Below are 18,825 nucleotides of genomic sequence, written 5' to 3'. Positions count from 1 at the left end.
ATAAGCATGTGACTGATGACAAAATTCTGCTGTATTACAAATTTACCCCGATCGCGGATCCCAAAGCATTGATGCTATGGCAGCGCGAACTCTGTACTTTGTTGGGGCTCAAAGGGCGTATCCTCATCTCTAAGCATGGCATTAACGGCACCGTCGGCGGCGATATTGAAGCCTGCAAAACCTATGTCAAGCGGTTCAGGGAGTATGCACCTTTTTATAAAACCTCATTCAAGTGGTCAGAGGGCAGTGCCGACGACTTCCCTCGCCTATCGGTAAAAGTACGCGATGAAATCGTTGCCTTTGGCGCGCCTGATGAGTTGAAAGTGGATGAGCAGGGCGTCGTCGGTGGTGGTGTGCACCTCAAACCAGAGCAGGTGAACCAATTAGTTGAAGAACGAGGCGATGAAGTTGTGTTCTTCGACGGACGTAATGCGATGGAAGCAGAAATCGGTAAGTTCAAGAATGCGGTCGTTCCTGATGTGGAAACTACTCACGACTTTATCCGTGAGTTAGAATCTGGGAAATATGATTGGATGAAAGACAAGCCAGTTATTTCCTATTGTACTGGTGGTATTCGTTGTGAAATTCTCTCCTCGCTCATGATTAATCGTGGGTTCAAGGAGGTTTATCAAATTGATGGTGGCATTGTTCGCTATGGTGAGCGCTATGGCAACAATGGACTGTGGGAAGGCTCCCTCTACGTCTTTGACAAGAGAATGCACATGGAGTTTGGTGCTGGTGTCGAAGATCCAGGATTCGTGCAGCTTGGGCATTGTAAATGTGGTAAGCCAACTAATAAATTTGATCACTGTGTCAATGAAAACACTTGTCGCGATTTAGTGTTGATGTGTCGTGATTGTTTCGACAACATTGAGACTCGTCATTGCGGTAAAGAAGAGTGCGCTGAGGTTGCTGCAGAACTTGCGCAGAAAGAAAAAGAAGTAGCAGCAAGCAATGCAGAATAGGCTGATTTGCAGGCAGCCCTTCGTTGCGTTTAGTGTGCGGTGATGCTGATTTGTAGCACTGAGGTCATCCAGACCATGCTGAAAGTGATAAGCGCCCAAAAGGTTCCCATCCACGGGCGCCACCGCAGATAGTTTTTATACTTGTGGTAGGTAATGTATGCGCAGATCAGAGTGCCACTTACCGGAATGGCACTGGTAAGGATTGGCCACCAAACCTGTGCCGCATGAGTACATAACCATACTGCTTGGTTACTCTCGCAGCGGATACCACCTAAGTGGCGGATGAACATTGCGCTGAGCAGAGAAAGAACAGCAGTAAGTAGTGGAATGAAACAGGCAAAAATTATTGCTTGCTTTGTGGAACGCTTATTGGCTGCTGCTTGTGCCACGGGGTCAGGTTGATCCGCTAGCTCATCAAAAGTTTGTGGTTGTGGTCGATAGCGGTTGGCGTAATCAGCATCAGATCGCAAATCATTTTCTGGATGTTCTGGCTGGTCTGGTTCCAGGATGGGATACTCAAAGGGGCTCATATTTCCATCCTGCTAGTTATGGGGGCGGATCATTAAGTCATGAATGACTCCATCGTGCGGGGTATCAAGCAGATGGAGAATAGACTTTGCGACGGTATCGGCACGTAAGAAAGAATCTGCATGGTATTCTTTTCCTTCCTGTGCGACGATTGATCGTTGCATTTGCGTATCAATACGACCAGGATAAATCGAGGACACTCGTAGCTGCGGTTCTTCCTGACGCAATGCTTCACACCAGGCACGCGCTGCGTGTTTACTAGCGGAATATGCTCCCCATTGCGGGTGAGTATGCAGCCCTGCCCCAGAGTTGATATAGACCACATGGCCATGAGCATGACGTAGCTGCGGCAATAGTGCATTTGTGAGGTTGATAGGGGCATGGAAATTGATATTCATATGCTGCGCCCATTGTTCATGTGCGGTGTGAGCACACGCGCCAAGAACAGCTACTCCCGCGCAATGATTAAGCGCATCTACGGTGTCTACCTGTGGGATAGCAATTGAGTCCCCGCGAGAGAAATCTGCTTGCCACCAGGTAATATGCTGGGCAATATCAGCATCAAGTTCGGGTATAGCACTGCGATATTGTGCGTGAATATGCCAGCTACGGGTAGCTAAAAGCTGAGTGAGGGCTAGACCAACTCCTTGGCTTGCCCCCGTGATTACTATTGTTTTTGGTTTATCCTGGTGAGCAGCATTCATTGGAACTGATACTCCTCTTCTTCCTAAATAGTGGTGGCACTTTCATTACCACTATTACCACTGTTTTCTTGTGCAGGTATGTGGTGTATTTGAGATGTCTCCTGATGGCAAGCATAGGGGAACATAATGATAGGAACTTTGCTATGAGGGAGAATCTCTGCAGTATGTGAGCCAATGAGTACGCGTTCCACTGTTCCTTGAGGTGTGGCACCAAGGCAGAGCAAATCGCCTTTTTTCCATTTCACGCCGTCGAAAGCGCCGGCCCAACCAATGCCGGAGCCGATGTCGCTTTCGATAACCACATCTGGAAAGTGCTCATGCACTTTATCGCTGAGTCTATCGAGGTTGGCGAGGGTATTTTCATGCCATTCCATCGTGAGCTCATGCGGTAGTTCGAGACGCTCTGAGATAACACTTTCACCGAACTCACTAGGAGATAGTGAGAGGATTCTCAGTGGTATTTTCCAAGAATGTGCTAGTTGCGCTGCTTGATATAAGCCTTCGGGGGAGTCATTTTCGCTGATATGCCCGAAGTTAATACGGGTTACGCCGCGTTTTGATAATTTTGGCGAAAGGGGTGCCAGCCCCAACGTAGTGGAAGAAGAGCGGTAGAGAGAGTCGGCAGTAGAAACCAGCCGAAACCGACTTCTAGGGGTGGCTACCCCAGAACTGAGGACGATGAGATCTGCCTTGAAGTCTTTAGCGGCTTGATTGAGCAGTGTTGCCTCATTGGTGCCGTCGGCAAGCACAGAAAAGTGCTTGCTGAGCTGGCTTTCTTTAATTCCCGCTCGCAGTAGTTCGCTGTGCACTGTTTTTTGGAGACGTTCAGATTCTTTCTTGAGCCATTTGCGATATTTGCTGCCTAGACGTGCTATGACAGTTGATGGCCACGGGCGTAGCAAGGTGGTGATGCATCGTATTTTTACATCGGCAGTACGCGCGAGCCAGGCTGCCATTTCAATGGCGTCTGTGCTGGAATCGGCAGGTGACCACGCGACGAGTATGCGCAGTGGACAATGGCTAAGGCTAGTTTCCATAAGTCTCTCTAGCGAAGTGAACTAAGCGGAATAACGGGTGAGGCGGCAGACTAACGCTTTTCGACGGATGACTCAGCGCCAGAATAGGAATCAGCAAGTTCGTTAATGATGTCTGCCAGTTTTTCTAATTGGCTTAGTTGATTCTGGTTGAGCGAAGAAAGCATATCCGCGAGGTATTTATTGCGCTCCTGCCCTACTCGTTCTAGTTCTTGGGTGCCGAGTTGGGTTAACCGTACGCGTACACCGCGTCGGTCGGTTTCATCACGAGTGCGTTCAATCATGCCACGCTCTTCGAGTTGGTGGAGCGCGTTAGAAGCGGTAGGCATTCGGATGCCCTCTGCTTTAGCGATGCTGCTAATGCGTTGAGGACCTTCCTCTGCCAGGAGTGTCATGATGGTTAATTGTGGACCTGAGAGGTCGGAATGTTCGGCGACACGGAAATAAAGCACATGCAGTTTTGTCAGTGCTGGACGGATAAGTGCCGCAATTTCGTATGGGGTTAAATTAGACATGCTCTGTAGTTTAGCTGTTTTTGCTTTCGATAGTATTTTTTCAGTAATTCTATTAGAAGAAAATCAGAAAAATAAAATTGAGTATATTAACTAGCAGGATAAAACCAAGATACAGCAAAGCCGATGAGGGTGTACACAGCTATGGGCAAAGCAACGATGAGAACGAAGTCAGTTCAGTTTTGTAATGTCATTTCGCATAAGTTGCAGCGATTGCAGGTGCTCCAAGCGTGGCGTGGTGGGCATATTCGTCGTGAAGAAATATGTGATGCTGACTTTATCCTGGTTACTGCTGCACAGCATCATGGCTTTTCAGCACCTTATCAATGCCCTATCTGTGCCAACAATCAGTTATTATTTGTGTATTGGGTCTATGGCGATGAGTTAGGCAGAATTTCTTCAAGTGCACGTACTCTCAAAGAAATACAGGAGTACGTCGAAAAGGGGAAAAGCTTTTCCATCCACACTGTAGAAGTGTGTCCTGTCTGTAGGTGGAATCATGTGCTTGAAGAAGCAGTGGCTACACGACATGAGGAATAGGGCTTACAATGGCCGATGAAAATAGTAAAGACAGTAATGACAGAGCAGAAAGTGCAGATCTAGTGACCGAAAATAAGAGATCAAAAACATCTGGTTCGTCACCTAAAAGAAAAGGTAGAGCACAGCATAAAGTAAAGAAAAGTTCTAGGCGCTGGCTGAAGTTTTCTTTGCTGAGTGTCATTCTTGCTGTCATCCTTGTGCCCATTGTCACATTCATAGTGGCGTATATTCTTGCCGATGTACCTGAGCCGGGCGAGTTAGAAACCAAGCAGATTACTGAGATCTACGCTTCGGACTCCAAGTTAGAATTAGCGCGCATTGTTCCACCCGAGGGTAATCGCAGTGAGATCAAAGTATCGCAATTGTCGGATACCACTAAACACGCCGTTCTTGCTGCAGAAGATCGAGAGTTCTACACTAACTCTGGGTTTTCGTTCACCGGTTTTGGTCGCGCAGTATGGGGGCAGCTCACTGGCAATGACTCTGCCGGTGGCGGTTCGACGATCACCCAGCAGTATGTAAAGAATGCGGTAGTTGGTAATGAACGCTCCTACAGCCGTAAGGCAAAAGAGCTCGTGTATTCGGTCAAGATGTCCCAAGAATGGTCCAAGGATCAAGTGCTCGAAGCCTATCTCAACACCATCTATTTTGGGCGTAACTCCTATGGAATCGAAGCAGCTGCTCGTGCATATTTTGGTATCCCAGCGGCTGAGTTAAGCGTCGAACAAGCAGCGGTATTAGCTGCTGCAATTCAGCGACCAAGCCAATTGGATCCTTGGGTCAATATCGAAGAAGCACAACAACGATGGAACTATGTGCTCGACGGCATGGTATCTTCTGGTTGGTTAGATCAAAATGTGCGTGCTGGATTGGTTTATCCTGAAACCCTGGACCCAGCAATTAGTCAAACCTCTGCACAGGCAGAAGGGACCAATGGGCATATTAAAAACCAAGTCAGTGCGGAACTTCTTGCTTTGGGCATTACTCAAGATGATATTGATACTAAAGGTTTGAGAGTAACCACCACTATTGACCCTAAAACTCAGCAAGCAACATTAGATGCCGTGGAAGAAAACCTATCTGGCGAGAATGAGAATCTTCGGATGGCAGCGGTATCTGTAGAACCGGCAACAGGTGCGGTACGTGGTTATTATGGCGGTGAAGAAGCTACTGGTTTCGACTTCGCTAATGCTGCTTTGCAGACTGGTTCCTCATTCAAGATTTTTGGATTAGCTGCGGCAGTACAACAAGGTATTCCTACTTCTGCGTATTACAGTTCTGCGCCTTTCCAGCTCCCTGGTGGTATTACCGTTACTAATAATGATGGTGATTCAGGTTGTGGCTCTTGTACCATCAAAGAGTCCTTAAAGAACTCTTACAATACGAGTTTCCTTCGGCTCCAAGAAGATCTTGCCAATGGCACTCAAGATACTGCCGATATGGCTCATGCTCTTGGCGTTGCGCGTTCTTTGCCAGGCATCCCAGAGACATTAACAGAAAATGGTGCCCAACCTTATGAAGGCATTATCCTCGGTCAGTATCAAACCCGTCCGATTGATATGGCTCATGCCTTAGCTACTCTGGCAAACTTGGGCGTTTATCACGATACGTATTTCGTCGAAAAGGTCGAGGACGCTAATGGCGATCTGCTTTATCAGCATGAAAACTCTCCTGGTGAGCGTCGAGTGAGCGAAAAAGTAGCAAGCAATGTGCTCGATGCAATGGCGCCGATTGCTAATTGGTCAGGCTATAATGCCCTTGCTGGTGGTCGTCCTTCTGCTGCCAAGACAGGAACTGTGCAGCTTGGCGATACTGGGAATAATAAAGACGCGTGGATGATTGGTGCGACTCCGCAATTGTCTACCGCAGTATGGGTAGGTACAGCTGATGGATCTGCCATTTTTAATTCCTGGGGCGGATTAATGTACGGCTCTGGTTTACCTGCCTCAACATGGAAAGATATTCTTGACAACGCATTAGAAGACGAAGAAGTAATGTCTTTCCGCTCCCCTATGTCCTTAGGGTATAGCGCAAAGGTATATTATGGCACCGCGCCAAGTAACTCGGGTAGCTCAAGCTCTAAGGCTACGAGTTCTAACTCCAGCTCAAGCAGTAATTCTTCTAGTACATCGGGAACAACTAATTCCGCTAATGATCCTGCTCCGCAAGATTCCGCAGCAACAGATACGACTGATCTTACCAATACAGGTGGCGGAACTGGCATAACCCAAGGCGGCACGGGTACTACGACTGGAACTGGCGGTACCGGTGCAGGTGGTGGAACTGGCACTGGTGCCGGCACTGGAACCGGCGGCGGAGCAACAGGTGGAACAGGTGGCACTGGTGGCACTGGTGGCGGAGCCAATACTGGAGAACAGGATCAAGGCGGCTTAGACATCCTGCAAGAATTACTAGGTGGCGGTTAGAATCTAGGATGATGTCACGGCTGTATGAGCCGATAAGTTTTGTATAACTGCTTGAATGAAGGAGAACTGAACGCATGACCACTATGCGTCGACAAGTGCGTGAGCAGAATGATTCTCGACCACCAGCTCGATTAGTGCCAGGAAAAATTGGTGATCCACGATATCGCGTTCAGGTTCTCCATGCTGATAACTCGGCGGCAGGATTGCATACTTTTCTTGGCGGCGCACTAGGGCGGTTTGCCGTCGTAGGCACGCAAAGGCTGTTTAGCCCGCTGCGAGTAATTTTCGCATTAGGGTTAGGGATGCTTAGCGCCGGGTTTTTAGCGAAGGCGCCTTGTTTACAGGGTCGGCTCGATAATGGCATTGTGCGGTCGTCGTGGATAAATAATAGACAGTACGTCTCTGCTTGTTATAACGATATTGTCCCGCTTTATTCTGGTAGAGGACTCGATCATTCCGGTTTCCCCTATGCGTATTCTTGGGTAGACGATGGGGTTACTCGCTATATGGAGTATCCGGTGTTAACTGGCATATTCCAATGGATTATGGCCTCGCTTACTCATATCGTTTATCCACTTGTTCGCCATATTCCACTCAAAATTAGTGAGGTAGCGGTCTATTTTTCCATTACCGCCATCTGCTATGGATTCTTGTGGCTGCTGATTTTATGGATCGTGGCGCAATTATGCGGTAACCGAGTGTGGGATAGTCTCGTGGTTGCGTGCTCTCCCCTGCTCATTGCGCATGCTTTTACCAATTGGGATATTCCGTCAATTGCCGCAGCTATGCTGGCAGTATGGTTTGTGGCCAGGAAAAAACCTCTATGGGCTGGTGTGTTTATTGGTATTGGCGTGTCCTTAAAATTATGGCCACTCTATCTTTTGGGTGCGTATCTGATTGTGGCGATTCGCACGAAGCGCTTTATGCCGATGTTTACTATGACTATGGCTGCGGTGGGCACATGGTTAGTCGTCAATGTGCCTATCATGTTGAAATATCCGCAGGCGTGGAAAGAATTTTTCCGCCTCAATTCTGAGCGTGGTTGGGAATGGACAACGCTCTATGCGGTATTTTACCGAGAAACCCCGTGGCAGGGTTTTGGCTCTGCGGGCAACCATGCTGTGCTTAATGTAGTAAGTTCCGGTCTTTTTGTTTGTGCGTGTTTAGCGATCTTCATCTTTGGGTTGCGTGTGTCCCGACAGCCTCGTGTAGCTGAGCTTGCTTATCTCATTATTGCTGCCTTTTTATTAGTCAATAAAGTGTGGAGTCCTCAGTATTCTCTCTGGTTGTTGTGCTTTGCTGTGTTAGCGTTTCCGAAATGGCGTTTGATCTTTACGTGGGGTGTTATTGATTCGCTGACGTGGTTGGTGCTGATGTGGCACATGATGGGTAAGGAAAACAAAGGTGTATCAGCGCATTTCCTTGATCTATTCATTCTTGGTCGGGATATTTGTGTCATTGCGATTGCAGTAGGAATCATTATGCAGATGATTTCTAAAAAAGAAGATGTAGTGTTGCGCGATAATGGCGGTGTGGATCTATTGAGTGGTGTTTTCGCCCCTGCTCCTGCCCCTGCCCCTATTTCTGCTCCTGCCCTTGGAGAAGCGATAGCGCAGCCTAGTGGAAAGTACAGCAAAGGACATAGAGATGGTCGATGAGGTTGTGCTGTGGACTATCGCTAGCGTTTTTATTGGATTCTTGTGCTTTGGTAGTTCCTTTGCTTGTTTCATGTATAAAAAATCTCAGGTATTGGTGTGGTCGCTTTTTGGAGTCGCAGTAGTATTCATCGCGCTTATCCCAGTGTGTTTAGCAGTTTTTGTGGCTAGTAGCCCATAACGTCGAAAAGCTTTTTTGCTTTTCGACGCCAATCCAAAGCAAATAAAACGCGATAAATAGACTTTTGCCTTTTTCTTAGCTACATTAGATAGGTTGCTGACGCAACGATCCTCCTGCCATAGCCAAAAGGGTTATGGCCGATAAGAACTACAAGACCATAGGAGGTGATGAGGTCCGTGCGTCACTACGAAGTTATGATTATTCTGGATCCAACCCAGGATGAACGCACCGTTGCCCCGTCCCTAGACAAGTTCCTTGAGATCGTCCGTAAAGATAACGGTTCGGTGGACAAGGTTGATATTTGGGGTAAGCGCCGTTTGGCATATCCAATCGCTAAGAAGGAAGAGGGCATCTACGCTGTGCTTAATCTCAGCTGTGAGTCCAGCACCGTTCAGGAGCTTGACCGTGTTCTTAACCTTAACGACAGCGTTTTGCGCACCAAGGTGCTTCGCGGCGATAAATAATTTTATCCGCGCACACCTTTATGCACATTAATTCCCAGCTACAATTTCTATGGGCAGTTAATCAATAATCAAGGTAAGGAAGAAACATGGCACAAGGAGATGTGAATATCACTGTGATTGGCAATGTTGTTGCCGATCCAGAACTACGCTTTACCCCAGCAGGTGCTGCTGTGGCTAATTTCCGTGTTGCCTCTACCCCGCGTCGTTTTGATGCACAGACTAATCAGTGGGTAGATGGTGAGGCTATGTTCATCTCATGTAACGTATGGCGTCAAGCGGCAGAAAATGTCGCAGAATCTTTGACAAAGGGAATGCGCGTTATCGTTACTGGTCGACTTCGTCAACGCAGCTATGAAACCCGCGAGGGTGAAAAGCGTAGCGTTATGGAGATTGAAGTCGATGAGGTGGGTCCTTCATTGCGTTATGCTACTGCCCAGATTGCTCGTAACCCTCGTGAGGGTGGTTATGGTGGCAATAATGGAAACTTTGGTGGCTCTAACCAGGGTGGACAAAACCGTGGTTATGGTAGCCAAGGCGGTTTTGGTGGTTCTCGTGAGTCTTCTCGTGAACCTCAGGCTGCTCCACACAATGATCCGTGGAGTAGCGCGCCAGTAGCTGGTGGATTTGATAATGAAGATACTGAGCCACCATTCTAAGAATCTAAAAGCACAGTATCTGCTCTACATCAACCATTTCACTCCATCTCTATATAGCTTATATAGGGACCGTAATAGGAAAGGCAGGGATCATGAAACTGATCCTCACCGCCGAAGTTGATAACCTCGGTGTCCCAGGTGACATCGTTGAGGTCAAGGACGGCTATGGACGTAACTTCCTGCTTCCTCGCGGGCTAGCTATTGTTGCTACTCGTGGTGCAGAAAAGCAGATTGAAGGAATCAAGCGTGCACAGCAAGCTCGCGCTATTCGCGACCTTGATCATGCACGTGAGGTAAAGGAACAACTAGAGGCGCTCGACGGCGTTTCTGTTTCAGTTCGTACATCAGAAAAGGGCAAGATCTTCGGTTCTGTTTCTACTGAAGACATTGTCGCAGCAGTAAAGAAAGCTGGCGGCCCTAACTTGGACAAGCGTGCCATTGAGCTACCAAAAGGTCACATCAAGACCGTTGGTTCTTATGCCGCTAATGTTAAGTTGCACTCTGATGTTGCAGCTACAGTGAACTTTGAGGTTGCTGCTTCTTAACCAAGAAAGCAGTAACGGCTAATGTGAGTTAGCCCATCCGACAACAGCATAAAATAACCTTGTGTCCCAGAATTTGCTGGGCGCAGGGTTATTTTTTTATTGTTGTAGACAAAGTATGGCATGCGTAATGATTGAGGAGTAATTATGGCTGAACTAGCAATTGGAGTACTAGCTCTCGCTATAAAACTTTTTGTACCAGTTATTCTCATTGTGATACTGGTCCTTTTACTTAAGGATAGAAAAAAGTAGAGCATAATAATTTTGACAGGTCATAAGCAAAAATGCTTATGACCTGGTTTCTCTATTGCACCAAGATTGACATAAGGGTACCTTGGCTAGCAAAAACGGCATGAGAGCACGTGCTAAATGGAAAAGCAGCAGTTTAAGGTGGTGCTTTAATCGTTTAATTTTGGTATGCCAGAGTCTCTTGGACAGAATACTTTTTGTGGATAACTATGTGAGTAACGACGGAGAAAGCAAAGATAAAAACACTTTTCTTTTGGTTTGTCAAATGCCTTATTGTGGACAAAACCTTTTGTCTGTTGAAAGGTATCCACAAGGAAGAAACTACACTTAAACTGCTGAAATATAGATTTCTCCGAGGGGAAAATGGAGGTTATCCACAAGTTTTCCACAGTGGTTGTGAAAAAATAGCAGGGAAAATGTGAAAAAGAATTACCCCCTGTGGATAACTGTGGATAACTCTGTGGAAAACAAATGAGGATTCGTGTGCGAGAATAGAGAGCATGACAAAAAATACACAGAATACTAACCCCCATCTCGTAGCAAAAACTAGCACAGCAAATGGGTCAAGCAGGTACAACGATGTTCCTCTAGAAGATTATGCATTATTATCCGATCTGCAAACAGGGCTATTAGTCAGTAAAGAAGGTTCTGTAGATTGGCTTTGCCTCCCCCGTTTTGACTCCCCCGCTATCTTCTGTGGCATCCTAGGCAGTCCCGACGACGGCAGGTGGAAACTTTCAGTACGCGGCGGAATGGTCGTCGAGCGTAGATACAAACCCAATACCTTCATTTTGGAAACTATATGGGAAACCGCCACTGGAAAAGTTAAAGTAACTGATTTCCTGCCCCCTGCCACTCTTCAAGCGGATCTCATTCGTGCGGTGGAATGTCTCGAAGGTGAGATCACCATTACCCACGATCTTCGAGTCAGGTTCAACTATGCGCGGGCACTGCCCTGGTTTAGCCCGACCACAATCCCTGGAACAGAGGAACCAGCTCTGCTGTGTAAAGCGGGTCCAGATGGCTTACTTATCTCTGGCCCTCGGCTTTATAGCGCCTCGCCAGAGGATCTCTCGGAGGAAGGGGAATCTAATCTTTTACCACGCCTTATCGGCGATTTCACGCTCACAGCTGGGGATAAACTCGACTGGTCACTCACCTGGTTCCCATCGTGGCAGCAGACACCTGTTCCTGCTCAAGCTGATGTAGCACTAGAGACTACTACTGATTTTTGGCAAGACTGGATTAGTAATTTTGAGGTGGATTCTCCGTGGAGCACGCTCGTTAAGCGTTCTTTGCTGGTTCTTCGCGCATTGACTCACTCTGATACTGGTGGAATTGTTGCTGCCCCGACGGCAAGTTTGCCGGAAGATTTTGGTGGGGAGCGCAATTGGGATTATCGCTATACCTGGCTTAGAGATGCTGCCTTGACCGTGGAGGTTATGGTTTCGCATGGTTTTGCCGATGGTGCAATGGATTGGCGTAACTGGCTTTTGCGTGCCGTCGCCGGTGATGTAGAAAATCTACAGATTATGTATGGTTTGGGCGGGGAGCGCGAACTAGATGAAAAAGAATTGCCTAATTTGCGTGGTTATGCGGATTCACGCCCGGTGCGTATTGGTAATGGTGCTGCTGGTCAATATCAGGCTGATGTGGTGGGCGAAGTCATGCTTGCGCTGGCCAGTTTGCGTGATGCGGGATTGGCGGAGGATGAGTTTTCTTGGGGATTGCAAAAGCGTCTTTTGGATTATCAGACTAATAATATCCACCAAAAAGATCATGGTATTTGGGAAATGCGTGGTGAACTCCACTATTTCACTCATGGTCGCGTGATGATGTGGGCTGCCTACAACGAGGGTATTCGTGCCGTGGAAGAGCATGGGCTCGATGGCGATGTGGAGAGTTGGAAGTATCATCGCGATCGTTTGCGCGATGAAATTCTCGAACATGGCTTTGATACTGATCGGGGGTGCTTTACTCAGTTCTATGGGGGCACAGAGGTAGACGCGTCACTTTTGCAATTGCCGGCCACTGGATTCATTGCTGCCGACGATCCGAAAATGCTGGGTACTGTGGCAGCTATTGAGCAAGACCTTGTCGATGAGTATGGCTACGTCTATCGTTATCGCACTGAAGATGGTGTCGATGGGTTGAGTGGCGACGAAGCCCCATTCCTCATTTGTACCTTCTGGTTGATTGAGCAATATGCGGCGTCTGGGCGGGTAGCAGATGCTCAGGAAAGAATGAAAGTGGTATGTCAGGCAGCGAATGATCTCGGGTTATTGGCTGAGGAATATGATCCTCGTCATCAACGTTTGACGGGCAACTTTCCGCAGGCATTTTCGCACTTGTCGCTCATTCGTGCCTCGGATGCTATTGGTCGGGCGTCGGCAAGCGAAAAGATGAGCTAGAATAGGCAAATCGTGAACCTGACGTAGTGAGAAGGCAGAGAAGAATGAGCACACAATCAGCACAGAGTTTTGATAGTTTTGATGATTCATCGGCGCAGTTTGCGCCGGAGCCACCAGACTATGCTGAGTCTGATGCTGGGTACTCATATGGCGGCGGGAACGGCGGGCACGGCGGGTACCGAAAAGGCAATAATTTTCCTAATGAGTTTCGCCAGCCCCCGCATGATAAAGATGCTGAGCAAGGTGTGTTAGGCGCTATGCTCATGAGTCCACAGAAAGTAGTGGATATTATCGAGTTATTGCTGCCAGAAGATTTTTATTTACCAGCACATCAGCTTATTTATTCTGCGATTATTGATCTATTTACCGACGGCAAGGAAATCGACCCGGTTATTGTTTCAGCGCGTTTGGATCGGAATAATGATCTAGAACGCGTCGGCGGAGCACCATATTTACATACACTTACTTCTGTTGTGCCTACGGCGGCTAATGCTCACTACTATGCGGAGATCGTGAGCGAGAAAAGTATTTTGCGTAAATTGGTTAATGCAGGTACGCGTGTGGTGCAACTTGGTTATGAGGGCACTGAGGGTGCTGAGATTGAAACTGTGCTCGACCTTGCCCAACAGGAAGTCTATGGTATCTCACGCAAAAATACTGCTGAGGATTATTCAATTTTTGCTGATCTCATTCAGCCGACGATGGATCAGCTCGATGAGATCACCGAAAATGGTGGTTTGGCAATGGGTATTCCCACTGGCTTTATCGATTTGGATAATCTCACCAATGGGTTACATGGCGGGCAGATGATTATTGTTGCTGCGCGTCCTGGTGTGGGTAAATCGACTCTTGCGCTTGATTTTGTGCGCTCTTGCTCCATTAAGCACAATAAAGCTAGTGTCATTTTTTCCTTGGAAATGTCTAAGAGCGAGATTGTGATGCGCCTGCTTTCTGCAGAAACCGAGATCAAACTTTCTGATATGCGAGCCGGGCGGCTCGACGACCATGCGTGGACAAAATTAGCAAGTCGAGTAGGGCAAATCGAGAAGGCTCCTATTTTTATTGATGATTCTTCGAGTTTGACGATGATGGATATTCGCTCTAAATCGAGGAAGCTCAAAGAAAAATATGATTTACAGATGATCGTAGTGGATTATTTGCAGTTGATGAGCTCGGGTAAAAGAGTGGAATCGCGCCAGCAAGAGGTGTCTGAGTTTTCGCGTCAGCTGAAACTGTTGGCAAAAGAACTTGATGTGCCACTGATTGCTATTTCTCAGCTTAACCGTGGGCCAGAATCACGCACTGATAAACGACCGCAGATCGCTGACCTGCGTGAATCTGGTTCTTTGGAGCAGGATGCGGATATGGTTATGTTGCTTTATCGACCAGACTCGCAGGATAAGGAAAATGAACGAGCCGGTGAGGCAGATATTATTTTGGCGAAGCACCGTGGTGGTCCAATCGATACTGTGGAAGTGGCGCACCAGCTGCATTATTCCCGGTTTGTGGATATGGCTCGTGGCTAGTTGAATTAGCATCTCGACTACTCTGTGGCTATGATGAGAAAGACTTTTAGGTTTTTCTCAGCTTTGTGTGGTTGAGGGAATCTGGAAAGTATTTTTGTTCTTTTTCCTAGGAAGAAAATAAGAGGAAATATGTTTTTACAACGTTTTGCTAAGCGTGCTGCGGCGGTTGCTGCCGTAAGTATGCTTGGTGCGGGTTTTCTATCCCCCCCCCTCAGTATTAGCCGCTGGCAGCGGTACTGGTACTTATAGCGGTGGCGGTTCTGATGATAGTGGCTCCCAGGGCGGCAATGCTCATAATGTTCTTGGTTCGTGGGGTGGTGCGAACTGTGACACTGGTTCTACCTGTGTAAAACAAGTGGGGGATGAAACACAGGTTACCTGGCAAGTACAACTATCACCTTTGGTGATGGAAGAAGGTCACATCCAAAATAGTCGCGGTGCGCAGATTATGATCCCGTCCACAGTCAAAGATGTGTCGATTAAGCTGACGCACATGCCTAATGTGCAATGGCATAGAGGCGTTGCCGCTAAGGGGGAAGACACTCAGAAAACTTATTGGGAAGATTTGGATGGTAATCCGCTACCTGAAGAAAATATCATCTCATCAAGTAATGATAGTTATGTTCTTACCAAGGCAGTGGACTATCAGGTTCCAATCGTTGATTCTTTCGAGAAGAACGATGAAGGGGTAACGTATCTGATTGATAATAACACGTATAAAGTGTCGTCGTTTGTGAAGAATCCTCATGGTTCTTTAGCTGATGATGAAGGGGCTCTATATGGTGTTCAGCCTTCGTCTTTTGCTGAGCAGCCTGAGTGGGATTTCTACCAAATCGGCTTGAACGCGCTGGGTGTGTTCACTTTTGAGGTCACCGGTACTGTGGAAGCAGTCAGTGATGATACCTATATTCCGATTCGTGCTGAGAATATGCTGTGGAAGTGCTCTGTTGAGGGTGGTGGACCTGGTAGTCCTGAACAGGGGTGCCAATCCTTGAAGGATTATGTGTGGGGTCGTACTGGTGAGTTGCCTCCTGTGTCTATTCCGATGATTCCGGAGGATGAGTCTGCGTCTCCAGCTCGTAAAGCAGAAATTGTCCAACGCAATAAAGAAATTGCGTTGGAGAATGAAAAGATTGCTGCTTTGTATGCTGATCAGGGTACTCGCCATGGCTTAACAAGTGTGGGAACCTGTGCAGTTACTCGTAACACTGATCGTTTTGATACGATTGGTACTGATATTGAGTCTGGTGGTGATCGCTACCGACAGTATGCGAAGACATTTAACCTTTACTTGAATCCTGCAGTGAACTATTATGGTCCACTTACTGGTGGCGAAGATAATTGTGACCAGGGTTTCCAGCATATTACGTTGTGTCCTGACGAAGAATCTGAGGTTCCGCCTAGTGAGGAGCCTGTAGAATCTGAGGAACCAACGCCTTCCGATGAAGAGGAGGTTGAACCTGCTAAGCCTTCCAAGGAAACTGAGGAACCACGGGAGTCTGAGGAACCAACTCCAAGTGAGGAAACTCAGGAACCTACTCCTTCTGAAGAACCACAGGAACCTGAGCAGGAGAAACCTGTGAAGCCAGCTGAGTGTCCTGAAGAACGTGAGGAACCGGTTAAGCCTGTTGTTCCACCAACTCTTCCTGACACAGACACAGAGGTTGAGCAGGGTGAGGTTGTTACCACCGTTGTAGAGCCTGAGCAGGACAAACCTGCCGATTCTAAACCAGAATCTAAGCCTGCACCTAAGACCGTTATCTCTGAAAGCGTAAAGGATAACGTCGCTAAGCAGGCTAAGACTGTAGCGAAGAAAGACCGTCCTAAAGTTACTACTGGTGGACATCTGCGCGCAGCATAATGCTCATGCATGAGCATTACCACAAAGCCGGCACACAGCAGATAGTTGCTTGTTGTGCCGGCTTTCTTATGGGCATTGTCTTAAGATACCTATTGATTCTGCTCCTCAACTCCAAAAGCGGAGCGAAATCTGTTGAGTCGCAGTGAGTTGCTGAGTACAAAAACAGAGCTTAGCGCCATTGCGGCACCGGCAAGCATGGGATCAAGCAACCCCCAGGCTGCCACTGGAATGAGTATGACATTATAAGCAAATGCCCAGAATAAATTGGTTTTTATGGTTGCGAGAGTGCGATTGCTTAGCCGCAGTGCGTCGACAATAGAGCGCGGGTCGCTATTCATAATGGTGATGTCGCTCGCTTCAATAGCAACATCAGTGCCTGCACCCATCGCTAGCCCTAGGTCTGCTTGCGCAAGTGCTGCGGCGTCGTTGATGCCGTCGCCAACCATTGCCACGCGCATTCCTTTGTGCTGCAAGCGCATAATCGTTGCTGCCTTATCCGCAGGTAACACGCCTGCAATCACATTTTCTGGCGCTATCCCCACTTCTTGAGCAATGTTTTGTGCCGCTCCTGTATTGTCGCCGGTGAGCAAAATTGGGGTCAGGTGCATATCTTTTAATGCGCTGATGGCAGCTTGACTCCCCTGTTTGACCTGGTCACGAATGCTCAGTGCAGCAACCGCTACCTGATCAACGCTCATAACCACCACGCTGGCGCCTTTGTCCTGCTCTTTTGTGATAAATGCTGCTAATTGTGACTCGACATCCGCTTGCGGCTTTGTTAATGCCACTACTACCCCATTGATATCTGCCTGCACACCTAATCCAGCGAGCGTGCGAAGATTCTCAGGTTGCAACGAATCAGGTAAATAGGGGTAAGAACCGTAGTGCTGGGCTGCTGTTTCAATTGCGCGCGCAATAGGGTGAGCGGAACCCTGTTCGATTGCTGCAGCTATCCGCAGTACCCATTCCTCAGTGAGTTTAGTTATACCAAGTGGTGTTACTGATTCAGCTGTCACATAGAGCTTTTCGACGCTCATCTGCCCCGTTGTCAATGTTCCAGTTTTATCTAGCACTATGGTTTCGACTTGGCGTGTGTGCTCTAGCACCTCGGCACTTTTAATCAATAAGCCCATTTTGGCGCCTCGACCTGTTCCCACGAGCAGTGCAGTTGGCGTAGCTAATCCGAGTGCACACGGGCAGGCAATGATGAGTACGGCAACCATAGCCGCAATGGAATCGCTGAGAGTATTTCCCAACCATAGGTGAATCGCACAACTTAGCAGCGCAATGCCAATGACAATGGGCACAAAAACTTGGGCAATTTTATCCACGAGCCGTTCGACGGGTGCCTTCCCCAGTTGTGCTTGAGTGATAAGCGCAGCGATATGTGCCAGTGTGGTGTCCTTGCCAATGCGCGTGGCTCGTACTTCGAGAGTGCCAGTGATATTTATTGTTGCCCCAGTTACTTGGGAGTTCTCCGCGACTTCTACGGGTAACGCCTCGCCAGTAATCATGGATTCATCCAGAGTGGAATTGCCGCGCACAACCACGCCGTCGGTAGCGATCTTTTCTCCAGGGCGCACCAAGAAAATATCCCCTACCATTAGTTTCTCAATGGGCAGCGTGAGTTCTTTGCCCTCGCGTAGCACGTGGACTTCTTTGGTGCCCAATTCCAGCAAGGAATGTAATGCTTGTGCGCTTCGTGATTTGGCACGAGACTCAAACCATTTGCCGAATAGCAAAAACACAATGACCATTGCTGCCGACTCGAAATAGAGGGCTGTCCCCCACTGGTTGAGTATGGTGGCTACACTCCACCAATATGCTGCGCTGGTGCCAAGACTAATGAGCGTATCCATTGTGAAAGAACCATGTTTGAGATTTCGCAATGCAGCAGCATGGAATGGATACCCACCCCAAAAATACACTGGGGTACTGAGCGCAAAAACAGTCCACTCCCAATGCGGAAAATGCAGCGAATGCACCATAGAAATGACAAGCACCGGCAGGGCAAAGATCACAGAGATGAGTGCCCGTTTCTTCAGCGACTCTCCCCTGCTCTGTGTCGTTTCCTGTGCAGTGATAAGGTGCGCGCCATAGCCAGTGTGCTGCACAACCTCAATCAGCTTGTCGACGCTGACCTGAGTCTCGTCGAAAGCAATGGTGGCAGTTTCTGTCGCAAAATTGACCTGGGCGTTTACTCCTGGGGTTTTGTTGAGCTTGCGTTCCACACGTGCTGAGCATGCTGTGCAGGTCATGCCGGTGATAGCAAGTTCAATGTGGGTGCTGTGATTATTCGACAGTGTCGGCAAGAGCATAACCCGCTTCGTCGATGGCGGCGATAATATCTTGGTCATTGAGCTGGGTACCTACTACCCTAACCTGACCAGATTCCAGATCAACGGTGACGCTGTGGACGTCGGCAAGCTGATTGAGTTCTTCTGTGATTGCATGAACACAGTGCTGGCAGCTCATGCCCGACACGTAATAGTCTTTTGTTGTCATTGTCATTCTGGGGTTTCCTTCCTGAAAAAGGTGAGGGAATAAAGATTCTCATTGATTGGTTAGCCT

At 48.0% G+C, this 18,825-nt stretch carries 17 protein-coding genes; 11 read left to right on the top strand and 6 right to left on the bottom strand.

Annotation, left to right across the window (positions count from 1 at the left end; genetic code table 11):
• The first annotated feature begins 8 nt into the window (after positions 1-8).
• On the top strand, positions 9-965 hold the full coding sequence (locus FQV43_RS09880) for a rhodanese-related sulfurtransferase (protein WP_146340275.1): 957 nt from the start codon (positions 9-11) through the stop codon (positions 963-965).
• Between the two features lie 29 nt (positions 966-994).
• Here FQV43_RS09880 and FQV43_RS09875 read toward each other — a convergent pair whose 3' ends face one another.
• From FQV43_RS09875 to FQV43_RS09860, 4 genes are read right to left on the bottom strand one after another with little or no spacing between them, the layout of a single operon-like run.
• Entirely contained in the window at positions 995-1,495 is a 501-nt protein-coding gene (locus tag FQV43_RS09875) for a hypothetical protein (protein WP_144273511.1), read from the bottom strand.
• A gap of 12 nt (positions 1,496-1,507) precedes the next feature.
• Positions 1,508-2,197, bottom strand: a complete 690-nt coding sequence (locus FQV43_RS09870; protein ID WP_146340273.1) for an SDR family oxidoreductase — start codon at positions 2,195-2,197, stop codon at positions 1,508-1,510.
• A gap of 23 nt (positions 2,198-2,220) precedes the next feature.
• Positions 2,221-3,234 carry a universal stress protein gene (locus FQV43_RS09865; RefSeq protein WP_146340271.1) on the bottom strand — a complete coding sequence of 338 codons (1,014 nt, stop codon included), beginning with the start codon at positions 3,232-3,234 and terminating at the stop codon, positions 2,221-2,223.
• Positions 3,235-3,284: 50 nt separating this feature from the next.
• On the bottom strand, positions 3,285-3,746 hold the full coding sequence (locus tag FQV43_RS09860; protein ID WP_144273508.1) for a MarR family winged helix-turn-helix transcriptional regulator: 462 nt from the start codon (positions 3,744-3,746) through the stop codon (positions 3,285-3,287).
• A 156-nt stretch (positions 3,747-3,902) separates the two neighbouring features.
• Between FQV43_RS09860 and FQV43_RS09855 the strand changes: the two genes are divergently transcribed.
• The 10 genes from FQV43_RS09855 (at position 3,903) to FQV43_RS09810 (ending at position 16,254) form a co-directional block, all read left to right on the top strand.
• Positions 3,903-4,283: a DUF5318 family protein gene (locus FQV43_RS09855; RefSeq protein ID WP_144273507.1), complete on the top strand. Its 381-nt coding sequence runs from the start codon at positions 3,903-3,905 to the stop codon at positions 4,281-4,283.
• Positions 4,284-4,291: 8 nt separating this feature from the next.
• Positions 4,292-6,709: a transglycosylase domain-containing protein gene (locus FQV43_RS09850; protein WP_146340269.1), complete on the top strand. Its 2,418-nt coding sequence runs from the start codon at positions 4,292-4,294 to the stop codon at positions 6,707-6,709.
• Positions 6,710-6,783: 74 nt separating this feature from the next.
• Positions 6,784-8,367, top strand: coding sequence for a glycosyltransferase family 87 protein (locus FQV43_RS09845; RefSeq protein ID WP_146340267.1), 1,584 nt, complete (start codon positions 6,784-6,786; stop codon positions 8,365-8,367).
• Positions 8,357-8,545: a hypothetical protein gene (locus FQV43_RS09840; protein WP_144273505.1), complete on the top strand. Its 189-nt coding sequence runs from the start codon at positions 8,357-8,359 to the stop codon at positions 8,543-8,545. The genes FQV43_RS09845 and FQV43_RS09840 overlap by 11 nt, the downstream gene beginning before the upstream one ends.
• A 176-nt stretch (positions 8,546-8,721) precedes the next feature.
• Complete coding sequence (gene rpsF, locus FQV43_RS09835; RefSeq protein ID WP_185967164.1) at positions 8,722-9,009, top strand: 30S ribosomal protein S6; 288 nt, start codon at positions 8,722-8,724, stop codon at positions 9,007-9,009.
• Between the two features lie 86 nt (positions 9,010-9,095).
• Positions 9,096-9,665 carry a single-stranded DNA-binding protein gene (locus FQV43_RS09830; protein ID WP_144273503.1) on the top strand — a complete coding sequence of 190 codons (570 nt, stop codon included), beginning with the start codon at positions 9,096-9,098 and terminating at the stop codon, positions 9,663-9,665.
• Positions 9,666-9,757: 92 nt separating this feature from the next.
• A complete protein-coding gene (gene rplI, locus FQV43_RS09825) occupies positions 9,758-10,210 on the top strand; it encodes a 50S ribosomal protein L9 (protein ID WP_144273502.1) in 453 nt (150 codons plus the stop codon).
• 746 nt (positions 10,211-10,956) lie between these two features.
• Entirely contained in the window at positions 10,957-12,867 is a 1,911-nt protein-coding gene (locus tag FQV43_RS09820; protein ID WP_146340265.1) for a glycoside hydrolase family 15 protein, read from the top strand.
• A gap of 44 nt (positions 12,868-12,911) precedes the next feature.
• On the top strand, positions 12,912-14,393 hold the full coding sequence (gene dnaB, locus FQV43_RS09815) for a replicative DNA helicase (RefSeq protein WP_144273500.1): 1,482 nt from the start codon (positions 12,912-12,914) through the stop codon (positions 14,391-14,393).
• A gap of 187 nt (positions 14,394-14,580) precedes the next feature.
• Positions 14,581-16,254, top strand: coding sequence for a hypothetical protein (locus tag FQV43_RS09810; protein ID WP_146340263.1), 1,674 nt, complete (start codon positions 14,581-14,583; stop codon positions 16,252-16,254).
• 89 nt (positions 16,255-16,343) lie between these two features.
• Here FQV43_RS09810 and FQV43_RS09805 read toward each other — a convergent pair whose 3' ends face one another.
• Both FQV43_RS09805 and FQV43_RS09800 read right to left on the bottom strand, forming a co-directional pair.
• A complete protein-coding gene (locus FQV43_RS09805; RefSeq protein ID WP_146340550.1) occupies positions 16,344-18,572 on the bottom strand; it encodes a cation-translocating P-type ATPase in 2,229 nt (742 codons plus the stop codon).
• Positions 18,547-18,765: a heavy-metal-associated domain-containing protein gene (locus FQV43_RS09800; protein WP_246846925.1), complete on the bottom strand. Its 219-nt coding sequence runs from the start codon at positions 18,763-18,765 to the stop codon at positions 18,547-18,549. The genes FQV43_RS09805 and FQV43_RS09800 overlap by 26 nt, the downstream gene beginning before the upstream one ends.
• Positions 18,766-18,825 lie beyond the last annotated feature (60 nt).

The sequence above is a fragment of the Corynebacterium sp. sy039 genome, from assembly GCF_007904105.1.
Lineage (GTDB): Bacteria > Actinomycetota > Actinomycetes > Mycobacteriales > Mycobacteriaceae > Corynebacterium.
Note: the sequence above shows the minus strand (reverse complement) of the source record. Positions and strands in the feature narration are given on the sequence as shown.